The sequence below is a fragment of the Variovorax sp. TBS-050B genome, assembly GCF_029893635.1.
Taxonomy (GTDB): Bacteria; Pseudomonadota; Gammaproteobacteria; order Burkholderiales; family Burkholderiaceae_C; genus Variovorax.
In genome coordinates this window covers 3363503-3375811 of sequence record NZ_JARXYR010000002.1, presented here as the reverse complement: position 1 = coordinate 3375811, position 12309 = coordinate 3363503, and the positions used below count along the sequence as shown (strand labels likewise).

General features: G+C 70.7%; 12 protein-coding genes and 1 pseudogene. 2 read left to right on the top strand and 11 right to left on the bottom strand.

The features are described 5' to 3' along the window. Positions 1–24: 24 nt before the first annotated feature. The 5 genes and pseudogenes from M2165_RS18730 to M2165_RS18710 all read right to left on the bottom strand — a co-directional run bounded on the left by M2165_RS18730 (position 25) and on the right by M2165_RS18710 (position 4663). A complete protein-coding gene (locus tag M2165_RS18730) occupies positions 25–222 on the bottom strand; it encodes a hypothetical protein (protein ID WP_280816088.1) in 198 nt (65 codons plus the stop codon). Positions 223–377: 155 nt separating this feature from the next. Next, positions 378–2001 (bottom strand): annotated as a pseudogene (locus M2165_RS18725) (GMC family oxidoreductase N-terminal domain-containing protein). 16 nt (positions 2002–2017) lie between these two features. Next, positions 2018–3031, bottom strand: coding sequence for an ABC transporter substrate-binding protein (locus M2165_RS18720; RefSeq protein WP_280816087.1), 1014 nt, complete (start codon positions 3029–3031; stop codon positions 2018–2020). Between the two features lie 34 nt (positions 3032–3065). Continuing rightward, positions 3066–3887 (bottom strand): ABC transporter ATP-binding protein, encoded by an 822-nt coding sequence (locus M2165_RS18715; RefSeq protein ID WP_280816086.1) that lies wholly within the window; start codon positions 3885–3887, stop codon positions 3066–3068. Beyond that, entirely contained in the window at positions 3884–4663 is a 780-nt protein-coding gene (locus M2165_RS18710) for an ABC transporter permease (protein ID WP_280816085.1), read from the bottom strand. The genes M2165_RS18715 and M2165_RS18710 overlap by 4 nt, the downstream gene beginning before the upstream one ends. A 127-nt stretch (positions 4664–4790) precedes the next feature. Here M2165_RS18710 and M2165_RS18705 point away from each other — a divergent pair, with 127 nt between their 5' ends. Further along, on the top strand, positions 4791–5525 hold the full coding sequence (locus tag M2165_RS18705) for a GntR family transcriptional regulator (protein WP_280816084.1): 735 nt from the start codon (positions 4791–4793) through the stop codon (positions 5523–5525). Continuing rightward, positions 5522–6703, top strand: a complete 1182-nt coding sequence (locus tag M2165_RS18700; protein WP_280816083.1) for a mandelate racemase/muconate lactonizing enzyme family protein — start codon at positions 5522–5524, stop codon at positions 6701–6703. The genes M2165_RS18705 and M2165_RS18700 overlap by 4 nt, the downstream gene beginning before the upstream one ends. Before the next feature lie 11 nt (positions 6704–6714). Here M2165_RS18700 and M2165_RS18695 read toward each other — a convergent pair whose 3' ends face one another. The 6 genes from M2165_RS18695 to M2165_RS18670 all read right to left on the bottom strand — a co-directional run bounded on the left by M2165_RS18695 (position 6715) and on the right by M2165_RS18670 (position 12269). Then, complete coding sequence (locus tag M2165_RS18695) at positions 6715–7617, bottom strand: NAD(P)-dependent oxidoreductase (RefSeq protein ID WP_280816082.1); 903 nt, start codon at positions 7615–7617, stop codon at positions 6715–6717. Positions 7618–7656: 39 nt separating this feature from the next. Further along, positions 7657–8682 carry a LacI family DNA-binding transcriptional regulator gene (locus M2165_RS18690; protein ID WP_280816081.1) on the bottom strand — a complete coding sequence of 342 codons (1026 nt, stop codon included), beginning with the start codon at positions 8680–8682 and terminating at the stop codon, positions 7657–7659. Positions 8683–8818: 136 nt separating this feature from the next. Then, a complete protein-coding gene (locus tag M2165_RS18685) occupies positions 8819–9805 on the bottom strand; it encodes a D-glycerate dehydrogenase (RefSeq protein WP_280816080.1) in 987 nt (328 codons plus the stop codon). A 2-nt stretch (positions 9806–9807) separates the two neighbouring features. Continuing rightward, positions 9808–10761, bottom strand: a complete 954-nt coding sequence (locus M2165_RS18680) for a sugar kinase (protein WP_280816079.1) — start codon at positions 10759–10761, stop codon at positions 9808–9810. Beyond that, positions 10758–11513 (bottom strand): TIM barrel protein, encoded by a 756-nt coding sequence (locus M2165_RS18675; protein WP_280816078.1) that lies wholly within the window; start codon positions 11511–11513, stop codon positions 10758–10760. The genes M2165_RS18680 and M2165_RS18675 overlap by 4 nt, the downstream gene beginning before the upstream one ends. Further along, positions 11514–12269 (bottom strand): amino acid ABC transporter ATP-binding protein, encoded by a 756-nt coding sequence (locus M2165_RS18670; RefSeq protein ID WP_280816077.1) that lies wholly within the window; start codon positions 12267–12269, stop codon positions 11514–11516. Positions 12270–12309 lie beyond the last annotated feature (40 nt).

The window sequence follows — 12309 nt, the reverse complement described above, 5'->3', positions numbered from 1 at the left end:
GTCGTGGGGATGGCTGGAAGAGGTTCAGGGGGCGTAGCTCACGGTGGGCTCGGGCTCGGCGGACGTGGTGGTCGGCGCGAGCGTCCGGGCCTCGGCTTTGGCGGAGGCTGCGCCGGCGAGGCCGGCCGCACTGCCGCCGCCGCCGTTGCCGCCGCCGCAGGCGGCCAGGCACGCGAGCAGCGACAGCGCGACGCAGGCACGCCACGAAATGAATTTGCGCATGGGAACGGACTCCTTGTTGGAACTGTGTGGCCCCTCCGTCGGGGCGGTCCAAGACTAGGAATTCGCGGTGACAGGTCAACGAAGACGCGCGGATTTCCGCGCCGCCGATGCGCGCATCCGACGAAGCGTTGCGAGTTGCAACGAAGCGTGCGAACTTAGGAATTCAACGATGCGCGCAGCACGAGGTCGGCGCCCTTCTCGCCGATCATGATCGCGGCCGCGTTCGTGTTGGCCGAGGTCATGGTCGGCATCACCGACGCGTCGATCACGCGCAGGCCGTCGATGCCGCGCACGCGCAGTTGCGCATCGACCACCGAGCGCTCGTCGCCGCCCATGCGGCAGGTGCCCACCGGATGGAACACCGTGCCGCCGCGCGTGCGTGCGAAGGCCGCGAGCCCCGCCTCGTCCTGCACCGCATTGCCGGGCATGTACTCGATGCCGCTCACGAGGCCGCGGAACGAGGGCTGCGCGTAGATGTCGCGCAGCATCTTGAGCCCCTCCACGAGCACCTTCAGGTCGTGCGGCTCGACGAGGTAGTTGGTGGTGATGCGCGGCGGCGCGAGCGGGTCGCCGCTGCGCAGCGCCACCCGGCCCGCGCGAGGCAGGGCGGCATTGCGCCGCCGAGGCCGAGAAGCCCGAGAAGCCGTGCAGCGGATCGCCGGGCTTGTCGACCGACAGCGGCATCACGTTGAACAGCACGTCGGCGCGCGCGTCCTTCGCCACCGGCGTGCGCACCATGCCGCCCACCTGCCCCGCGCCCACGGTCAGCGGGCCGCTCTGCGAGAACAGCCACTGCGCGCCCATCTTCGCGAGCCCGAAGGGGCTTCGCACCTGGTCGTTGAGCGACATGCGCTCGCGCAGTTTGACGATGACGCGGGCCTGGTAATGGTCCTGCAGGTTGGCGCCGACCTCGGGCGCATCGGCATGCACCGCAATGCCCATCGCACGCAACGCATCGGCGGAGCCGACGCCGGACAGCTGCAGCAACTGCGGCGTCTGCAGTGCGCCGGCGGCCAGGAGCACCTCGCCGTCCGCGCGCGCGCTGCACGGCTGCCCGCGCTCGTCGAGCCATGCCACGCCCACCGCGCGACCGTTCTCGATCAGCACGCGCGTCACCCGCACGCCGCAGCGCACCTGCAGGTTGGGCCGATGCCGCACCGGCGCGAGGAAGGCGGTCGCGGCATCGCAGCGCCAGCGGCCGCCGAGCGTGAGCTGGTAGGTGCCGAGGCCCTCGTCCTGCGCACCGTTGAAATCGTCGCTGCGCGCGAAGCCCGCCTCGCTGCCTGCCTGCAGCCAGGCCGCGCAGTAGGGATGGTCGTTGCGCAGGTCGGACACGCGCAGCTCGCCCGCGCCGCCGTGGTAGGCCGTCTCGCCGCCGTCGTAGCGCTCCGACTTCTTGAAGAAGGGCAGCAGCTCGCGGTAGCTCCAGCCGGTGGCGCCCGCCGCCGCCCAGTCGTCGAAATCCGCGCGCTGGCCGCGGATGTAGATCAGGCCGTTGATCGCGCTCGATCCGCCCACCACCTTGCCGCGCGGCCACACGATGCGGCGGTTGCCGGTCTCGGTCTGCGGCTCGGTCTCGAACTGCCACGAGAAGCGCGGGTCGTAGATCGAGCGGAAGTAGCCCACCGGCAGCCGCAGCCAGAAATGCCGGCTGTCCTTGCCCGCCTCGAGCAGCAGCACGCGCCGGCCACTGTCGGCGCTGAGCCGGTTGGCGAGCACGCAGCCGGCCGAGCCCGCGCCGACGATGATGTGGTCGAAGCCTTCGGCGGGTGCGCTCATCGTGGCCCGGTCTGCATCAGGCTTTCACCAGGCCGGTGAACAGCGCGGGATCGAAGTACTGCTTCGCGCTCAGCGCGTTCTGGATGTTCGCGTTGCTGACGAAGAAGTCCGTCACCTGCTGCAGCCAGTTCGTGACCGTGCCGTCGGCATACTTCGCGCGCCACTCGGCCGAGGAGTAGTACTTGCTCGCCTTGAACTGTTCCTTGAACTGGTCGAGCGGCACTTCCTTGTACTGCGACTTCTGCAGCGCCGTGGCGGCGCCTTCGGGGTCGTTGATCATGCGCTCGTTGGCCGGCAGCCAGCCGGCGATGAGCTTCTGCAGCACCGGCTTGTTCTTCTCGTAGAAGTCGTTGCGCGCGGCCCAGCCGCCGACGATCGCGGCCTGCGGAAAGAAGGCCGAGGCGTCGATGAGCTTCTTCGCGCCCGGCGCCTTGTCGCGCACCGTGGTGTCGAACGGCGACCACAGCGCCACCGCCGGCACGGCGCCAGAGATGAAGGAGGTGACCGCCTCCGACATGCGCTGGTTGACGAGCCGCACGTCCTTCGCCGGATCGAGCTGCGCCGAGCGCAGCGCGCGGTCGAGGAACACGTGCGCCGTGGTGCCGGTGGTGGTGGAGATCTGCTTGCCCTTCAGGTCCGCCAGCGTCTTCACGCCCGCGTCCTCGCGCACCCACAGCTGCGCGGTCGCGTACTCGATGTTGTTGATGAGGAACACCTTGCCCTGCCCGCGTGCCGGAAAGTTCGACAGCACCGCGCCGGTGGCCAGCACGTCGAGGCTGCCGCCCACCATGGCCTGGAAGATCTCCAGCCCGGTGGTGAACTGGCGCAGCTGCAGGTCGAGCCCCTGCTTGGCGAAGCTGCCCATCTCCTGGCCGAGCCAGATCTGGCCGTCGACCGCGGGCGTGTGCAGATAGCCCACGTTGACCTTGGTGCGCGACTGCGCCCAGGCCGGCAGCGCGAGGCTCGAAGCCGCCGTGGCGGCGATGGCAGCGGCGCCGCCGCCGAGGAGTTTTCTGCGTTGGAGGGACATGTCGCTCTTCCTTTCAGGCTCAACCAAGAATCTTTCAGTCGGACAGGCGCAGCTGCTGCTTCGACTGCGCCGCGTACTCCTGCATCACGAGTTCGCGGATCTGCGCGCGCAACTGCGCGAAGCGCGGGTCCTCGTGCACCGCCTCGCCGCGCGGATAGCCGAAGGGCACGTCGATCACCGTGCGGATGCGCGCGGGCCGCGCCGTGACCACCACGATGCGCGACGAGAGATAGATCGCCTCGTCCACCGAGTGGGTGATCAGCATCACCGTCTTGCCCTCGGCCTGCAGCACCTCGAGCAGCAGGTCCTGCATGGCGCTGCGCGTCTGCGCGTCGAGCGCGCCGAAGGGCTCGTCCATCAGCAGGAACTGCGGCCGCACGGCGTACGCGCGCGCGATCGCGAGCCGCTGGCGCATGCCGCCCGAGAGGTGCTTGGGATGGTGGTTCGCGAAGTCCGAGAGCCCCATCAGGCGCATGTAGCGCTCCACGATGCCGGCATGCTCGGACTTCGGCGTGCGATTTGCCGACAGGCCCAGGCCGAACGCGATGTTCTGGCGCACCGTGAGCCACGGGAAGACGCCGTACTCCTGGAAGATCACGCCGCGGTCCGGCCCCGGCCCCGCGACCGGCTGGCCGTCGAGCAGCACCCGGCCCGCGGTGGGCTGCACGAAGCCCGCGAGCATGTTCATCAGCGTGGTCTTGCCGCAGCCCGAGGGTCCAATGATCGAGACGAACTCGCCCTGGTGGATGTCGAGGCTCACGCCGTCGAGCACCCGCATCGGGCCCTGCGCGGTCGGGAACTCGACCGCCACGTTCTCGAAGCGGATGCGCGGCGTGCCGGTGGCGATGGTGTTCATGCGAGTCGGTCCTGCCAGGCCACGAGCCGGCGCGTCGCGGCGCGCAGCAGGAGGTCCATCGCGAGCGCGATGAAGCCGATCGAGATGATGCCGACGTAGATGATGTCGAGCTGGAAGAAGGCCGACGCGTTCTGGATCAGCGCGCCGAGCCCCTGCTGTGCCGCGATCAGCTCCGATGCCACCAGCGTGGCCCACGCCACGCCGAGCGCCACGCGCACCGCCGTCAGGATGTGCGGCACCGTGAGCGGCACGATCACGCGGCCGAAGATCTCGAGGTCGCTCGCGCCCAGCGTGCGCGCCACGCGCACGTAGATCGGGCTGATCTGCGCGATGCCCTCGTACATCACGATCACGCCCGCGAAGAAGGAGGCGTAGAACAGGATCACCGTCTTCGCCACCTCGCCGATGCCGAAGTAGACGATGACGAGCGGAATCAGCGCGATGGGCGGCAGCGCGCGGAAGAAGTTGATCACCGGATCGATGAAGCTGCGCACGCCGCGGTACCAGCCCAGGCAGAAGCCCACGGGCACCGCCGCCAGCGTGCCCAGCGCCACGCCGATGAACACGCGCTGCGTGGACATGAAGATGTCCATCGGCAGGCGGTCGCCCATGAGCGAGACGAAGCGTTCGGCCACCTCGTGCGGCGCCGGCACCAGCGCGGGATTGACGAGGCCGCTGTAGCGCAGCCCATACCAGAGCGCCAGCAGCAGGAGCCACGGGACGAAGATCAGTGCGATTCTCGATGCGGTCGGGCGCGCGGCCGTGCTTTGGGGCATGGGCGTTTTTCCTCTCCTGCCGGGTGCGGCGTATGGGCTCTGGCGCATGAAAGAAGTGGCGCCCCGCCGCTTCCTTCTGCTATATTGGTTCAAACGTGCTATAGACCATACCTTTAGAACACCATCGATGGCAAGTGCGGATTTCCCGCCATTCGGCGACAGCCCCATTCCCCGCTACCTGCAGCTCGCCGACCTGATGCGACAGCGCATCGCGCGCGGCATCTGGCCGCAGGGCCATCGCCTGCCGTCGCTCGACGAACTGGGGCAGGAATTCGGCGTCGCACGCGTCACCGTGCGCCAGGCGGTCGACCTGCTCGCGCGCGACGGGCTGCTGTCGCCGCAGCAGGGCCGCGGCACCTTCGTCACCGGGCAGGCCAGCGAGCGCTGGCTCAGCGTCGAGACCTCGCTCGAAGCGCTGTCGCGCATGTACCGCGACACCGTGCCGCAGCTCGTCAACATCGACGAATCGACCGCCGCGCCCGCGCTGCGGCCCGGCGAGGGGCATGCCGCCGAGCGCTACGTCTTCATGCGCCGCGTGCATTCGCGCGAAGGCGCGCCCTACTGCGTGATCAACATCCACCTCGCGGAGCCGGTGTTCCGCCGCACGCCGAAGCGCTTCCGCGACGAACCGGTGATCCCCATCCTCGTCGGCCTGAAGAGCGTGCGCATCGCCAAGGCCCACCAGGTGCTGACCATCGGCGCCGCCGACATGGAGGTCTCGCGCCTGCTCGGCGTGCCGGTCAATTCGCCCGTGGCCGAGGTGCGCCGCGTGTTCCGCGACGAGAACGACTGCGTGCTCTACCTCGGCGAAGTCACCTACCGCGGCGACGCGGTCCACGTCGAAATGAACCTGCTGCCATGAACCCCGACGCCGCCCCTTCCCTGCCCGCGCTGCCGCGCGCGCCGCTGCGCATCGCGCGGCTGCGTGCGCATGTGTTCCGCTATCCGGTGAAGGTGCCGGTGCGCACCTCCTTCGGCACCATGCGCGACCGGCCCGCGGTCTTCATCGAGGCGACGGACGACGACGGCGCGACCGGCTGGGGCGAGGTCTGGTGCAACTTCCCGGGCTGCGGCGCCGAGCACCGCGCGAGGCTGGTGCACAGCGTGATGGCGCCGCTCGTCGAAGGCCGGCGCTTCGACGAAGGCCCGCGCGAGGCCTGGGAGGCGCTCACGCGCGGGACCGCGGTGCTCGCGATCCAATCCGGCGAGCCCGGTCCCATGGCGCAGGCGATCGCGGGCATCGACCTCGCGCTCTGGGACCTGGCCGCACGCCGCGCCGGCCAGCCGCTGTGGCGCCATCTGGGCGGCCGGCAGGCGCGCATTCCCCTCTATGCGAGCGGCATCAACCCCGACGGCGCGGAAGAAACCGCGCTGCGCATGCGCGCCGAAGGCCACCGCGCCTTCAAGCTCAAGGTGGGCTTCGGCGCCGAGCGCGACCTGGCGAACCTGCAGGCGCTGCGCGCCGCACTGGGCGAGGCCGCCATGCTCGCGGTCGATGCCAACCAGGCCTGGACCCTGGCGGAGGCGCTCGCGACGATGCCGCGGCTCGCGCCCTTCGGCCTCGCCTGGCTCGAGGAGCCGCTGCGCGCCGACCGCCCCTGGTCCGAATGGCAGCAGCTGCGCGCCGAAGCGCCGCTGCCGCTCGCAGGCGGCGAGAACGTCGCGGGCATCGAGGCCTTCGACGCCGCGATCGCGGCCCGCGTGTTCTCCGTGCTGCAACCCGATGCCGCCAAGTGGGGCGGCATCTCGGGCTGCTGGCCCGTGGTGCAGCGCGCCCGCGCCGCCGGCCTGCGCTACTGCCCGCACTACCTCGGCGGCGGCATCGGCCTGCTCGCCTCCGCGCACCTGCTCGCGGCCGCGGGCGGCGACGGGCTGCTGGAGATCGATTCGAACGACAACCCGCTGCGCAGCGCATTGAGCGGCGCGACCGCGCGCGTCGACGAGGGCCGGGTCACGCTCGACGAGGCGCCGGGTGTCGGCGCGCCGGGCGATGTGCTCGGCCTCGCGCGCTCGGTGGCGAAGGCGATCGACCCGCGCTAGCGGGCCGCCGCTCAACCCTGCTCGCCGCGCTCCGCGAGCAGCGCCACGAGTTCGGGCACGAAGCGCTGCGCCCCGCCCTGCTGCACCGCGCCGGCATAGGTGCCGAGCACCGCATCCGCGATCGCGTGCGCCGCGCCGGCGCCGCCGGCCATCTCAGCGTAGTAGCCGAGGTCCTTCTGCGCATTGCTCATCGCGAAGCGCAGGCCGCTGGGATCCTGCTGCGTGATGAAGGAGCGCAGGCGCTCGAGCGCCACGCCGCCGCCGCCGCCCTTGGCGAGCACGTCAACGAACACGGCGGGCTCCACCCCCGCGCGCTGCGCGCAGGCGGCGGCCTCGGCGATCAGCGCCACGGTGCCGAGCGAGACGTAGTTGTGCAGCAGCTTCATGCCGTGGCCCGTGCCCACCGCGCCGGTGTGCACGATGTTCTCGGCGAAGCAGGAAAGGATCGGCCGGCAGGTCTCGAGCAGCGCGGCGTCGCCGCCCACGAGCAGGTTGAGGCGGCCTTCGGCGGCCTCCCTGGGAGTGCGCGTCATCGGCGCATCGAGAAAGCGGCCGCCCGCGCGCTCGACCGCCTGCGCCACGCGCTCGGTGGAGCCGGGGATCGCGGTGGAGCAGTCGATCACGATCGTGCCCGGCTTCATGCCCGAGAGCAGGCCCCCTTCGCCGAGCACCACGGCCTCGACCTGCGGCGAGCCCGTGACGCAGAGGATCAGCACCTCGGCGCCGCGCGCGAGATCGGCCAGGCTCGCCACGCTCGTCGCGCCCGCGGCCCGCAGCGCGTCGAGCGGCTGGTTGCCCGGGTGCTCGAGCACGGTGAGCGCATGGCCATGCTTGACCAGGTTGCTGGCGATGCCGTGGCCCATGAGGCCGATGCCGACCATGCCGATTGAATACCTCTTGTTGTCGTCGTTCATTGCGCGAGTCTCCGGTGTGCGTTCGTCGTGTGCCGATTGTCAGCCAGCGGCCGAGGAGCCGCGCACGAGCAGTTCGCCCGGCAGCAGCAGTTGGCGCGCCGGCCCTTCGAAGCCGCGCAGCCGTTCGATCAGACAGGTGGCGGCCGTGCGGCCGATGGCGTCGGTGGGCTGGGCGATGGTCGAGAGGCCGGGCCCGATCAGCGGCGCCCACTCGGTGTCGTCGAAGCCGACGAAGCCGAGCTCCTGCCCGAACTGCCAGCCCAGCCGCGCCATCGCCTGCGCCACGCGCAGCGTGACCACCGCATTGCCCGCGACCACCGCGGCGCGGCGCCCGCGCCTGGCGCGGCGGCGCAGTGCGCGCAGGGCTTCGTCGAGCGCCTCGTTGTCGCCTTCGACACTCTCGAAGACCTCGCCCGCCACGCGCGGCTCGTGCGCCGCCACGCAGGCGCCGAAGGCGGCCGTGCGCTCGCGCCGCGAGCTCACGCCCTTCTGCGGCTCGGTCACGTAGAGCAGTTCGCGGTAGCCGCCCTCCAGCAGATGGGCGCAGGTGTTCTTCATCGCGTCCTCGTTGTCGAGCGAGACGAAGTCGGTGTGCATGCCCGCATGCCGCCGGTCGACCAGCACCGCGGGCTTGCCGTGCAGCGTGACCGCATCGACCACGTTGCTGCCGCGGCCCAGGGTGTTGAGGATGAAGCCGTCGACCTGGTAGCCCGCCAGCGCATCGATGGCCTCGCGCTCGCGCTCGCTCTCGTTGCCGAGGTTGAACAGCATCACCAGGTAGCCCGCGTCCTGGCAGGCCTTCTCGGCACCGCGCAGCACCGCCACCGAATAGGGATTGGTGATGTCGGCCACGATCAGCCCGATCAGGCGCGAGCGGCCGTGGCTCAGCGCCTGCGCCATCGGGCTCGGCGTGTAGGCGAGCTGCGCGATCGCCGCTTCGACGCGCGCCGCGATGTCGTGGCTCAGCAGGCGCTCGCGGTGATTGAGGAAGCGCGAGACGGTGGCCTTGGAGACGCCCGCGGCCTTGGCCACGTCGGCGATGGTCGCGCGGCCGGTGGGCTTCATGGCCTTGCTTCTTCCCCCGTTGGGGGAAGGTAGGGATGGGGGCGCGCGGCGGCGGATGAGGCCGCGCGGGTGCGGCAGCTCGGAGCCCCCACCCCTGCCCTCCCCCGGAGGGTGAGGGAGAAAGACCGGGTCGGGCTCATGCGGCCGCGGTGTCGTAGGGTGCCGTCGGCTTCTCGCCGGCCAGCACCTGCAGCAGGTTGGTCGTCGCGAGCTCGGCCATCGCATGCCGCGTCTCGTGCGTGGCCGAGCCGATGTGCGGCAGCGGCGTCACGCGCGGATGGGTGCGCAGCGGCGAATCGGCCGCGAGCGGTTCCTTCGCGAACACGTCGAGGCCGGCGGCGCGCAGCGTGCCGTGGTCGAGCGCATGGAGCAGCGCGGCCTCGTCGACCGTGGCGCCGCGGCCGCCGTTGATGAAGGCCGCGTGCGGCTTCATGCGCGCGAAGAAGCCGGCATCGATCATGCCGCGCGTGGCCTCGGTCAGCGGCAGCATCGCGAGCACGATGTCCGAGCGCGCGAGCAGTTCGTCGAGCGGCACGTGGGTGGCGCGGCCCTGCAGCTCGGGCGCCTGCGCGGCCAGGTCCACCGGGCGGCGCGCGTGATAGAGCACCGGCATGCCGAAACCGAGCGCGGCGCGCCGCGCCACGGCCTGGCCGATGCGGCCGAAGCCGAGGATGCCGAGGGTCTTGCCGTGCACGTCGGTGCCGAAGAATTCCTCGCCGATGTTCTTCGTCCAGCGGCCTTCGCGCACCAGGTTCGACAGCTCGACCACGCGCCGCTGCGTGGCCATGAGGATCGCGAACACGGTGTCGGCCACGGTCTCGGTGAGCACGTCGGGCGTGTGGCACAGCACGATGCCGCGGCGGTGCAGTTCGGCGAGCGGATAGTTGTCCACGCCGACCGAGACGCTCGAGATCACCTGGAGCCGCGGCGCGGCATCGAGCAGCGCCGCATCGACCGGGTGGCTCGATCCGATCAGGCCATGCGCGCTGCCGAGCGCGGTCGCGAAGGCTGCCGGCTCCTTGCGCGGATCGGCCACGGTCACATGGTGCGCGGCCGAGAGGCGCGCCAGCTGGTCTTCGGGCAGCGCCCGGAACACCAGCACGTTCTTCTTTTCGCTGGTCATCGTCAAAGCCCCGCTTCCTCGAGTTCGGCGCGCGTGGGCAGCCCTTCGGTATCGCCGAGCACCTGCACGGCGCGCGCGCCGATCCATGCGCCGCGGCGCACCGCCTCGGGCACGCTGCGGCCTTCGAGCAGCGCGCTCACCACGCCGGCCGCGAATCCGTCGCCCGCGCCCACGGTATCGATCACTTCCTTGACCGGAAAGCCCTCGACGCGGCCGGTGCCGGCCACGTCGCTGTCGTAGTAGGCGCCGTCGGCGCCGAGCTTCACGACCACCAGCTTCGCGCCGCGCTCGCGGTAGAAGCGCGCCACGCCCTCGGGCTCGCCGTGGCCCGTGAGCAGCAGCCCTTCCTCGATGCCGGGCAGCACCCAGTCGGCGCGCGCGGCGAGTTCGTTGATCCAGTGGCGCATGGTCTCGGTCGAGGACCACAGCGTGGGGCGCAGGTTGGTGTCGAACGAGATGGTGCGGCCGGCGGCGCGCATGATCTCCATCGACTTCAGCGCGGCCTGCAGGCTGGTCTCGGAGATGGCGGCGAACACGCCCGTGGCATGCAGGTGGCGCGCCGAGCGCAGCCAGGGCTCGTCGATGTCGGCCGGGCCCATGTGGCTCGCGGCCGAGCCCTTGCGGTGGTATTCGACCGGCGGGTCGCTGCCGTCGGTGACGCGGCCCTTGAACTGGAAGCCGGTGCGCTGCGTCGGATCGCAGATCACGTGCGAGCAGTCGATGCCTTCGGCCTGCATGGTCGCGAGCAGCGCGCGGCCCATCGAGTCGGTGCCGAGACGGCTGGCCCAGCCCACCTTGAGGCCGAGTCGCGAAAGGCCGATGGCCACGTTGGTCTCGGCGCCGGCGGTGCGCTTGTGGAAGGCCTGCGCATTCTCGATCGGCCCCGGCCGGTCGGCGACCAGCAGCAGCATGGCTTCGCCGAACAGCGCGACGTCGAAGGCGGTGGGTTCTGTCATGAAGTCTCCAGGGTCCGTGCGGCGCGGATGAAGTCGATCTGCGTGCGCGTGACGGCCGCCAGGTCATCGCCGACGAGCGGGTATTCGATGGCATGCGGCACGTCGGCCGGCAGCGCGCGCAGCACCGCGCGCCAGGGTGCGGCGGATTCGCCCATCGGCACCGCCACCCACTTGTGCGCGAGGCGCTGCGCGCCCTTGCAATGCACGTAGCGCACGCGGTGGCCGAGCGCCTGCGCCGCCTGCAGCGGGCACTCGCCGAGCCAGTGCCAGTTGCCCATGTCGAAGGTCATGCCCAGATCGAGGCCGGCGCCGTCGGCCGCCGCGAAGAAGGCCTGCAGCGCGGCCAGCGTGCCGGCGCGCGGCGTCTGGTCGTTCTCGATCAGCAGTTCGACCTCGGCTTCGGCGAGCAGCATGCCGAGCTCGCGCAGCGAGCCGTGCGACGCAGCGCCAAAGCCGCCGATCGCCATCTTGAGCCGCTTCGCGCCCAGGCGCGTGGCGCATGCGACGCCGCGCAGCAGCGCATCGGCGTCGAGTGCGCCGTCATCGGCCCAGAGGCCTTCAGGACTCGAGAACACCGAAGCGAGCCCCGCGAGCGCGGGCAGCTCGGCCTCGGCATCGCGCAGCATCTCGCCGCGCACCTCGACCGAATCGGCACCCGCCGCGCGCGCCAGCTGCGAGCACCACAGCTGGCCGTGCCGGCCCACCTCGGCGGCCCCGAAGGACGAGAGGGAAATCAGGACCTCGAACGGCATTCAGTGCTGCGCTTGATGGGAACTGAGGATCTGGCCGAGGAACTGGCGCGTCTTCTCGTGCTGCGGATGGCCGAAGAACTGTTCGGGCGGCGCCTGCTCGACGATGCGGCCGTCGGCCATGAAGATCACGCGGTCGGCCACGCTGCGCGCGAAGCCCATCTCGTGCGTCACGCAGAGCATGGTCATGCCGTCCTCGGCGAGGCCGATCATGGTGTCGAGCACTTCCTTGACCATCTCGGGGTCGAGCGCGGAGGTGGGCTCGTCGAACAGCATGATCTTGGGCGCCATGCACAGCGCCCGCGCGATCGCCACGCGCTGCTGCTGGCCGCCCGAGAGCTGGCTGGGGTACTTGCTTGCCTGCTCGGGAATGCGCACGCGCGTGAGGTACTTCATCGCGACCTCCTCGGCCTCGGCGCGGCTCATGCCGCGCGAGCGCATCGGCGCCAGCGTGCAGTTCTCGAGGATGGTGAGGTGCGGAAACAGGTTGAACTGCTGGAACACCATGCCGACCTCGGCGCGCACCGCGTCGACGTTCTTCCCGCCCGCGGTCAGCTCGATGCCGTCGACCACGATGCGGCCCTTCTGCACCGTCTCGAGGCGGTTGATGCAGCGGATCAGCGTCGACTTGCCCGAACCCGAAGGCCCGCAGATCACGATGCGCTCGCCCGCGCGCACGCTCAGGTCGATGCCGGTCAGCACCTGGAATTCGCCGTACCACTTGTTGACGGCTTCCATGCGGATGATGGGGTCGGTCATCGGTGTGTTTGCTGTTGAAGGTTCATGAAATCGGGCTTGG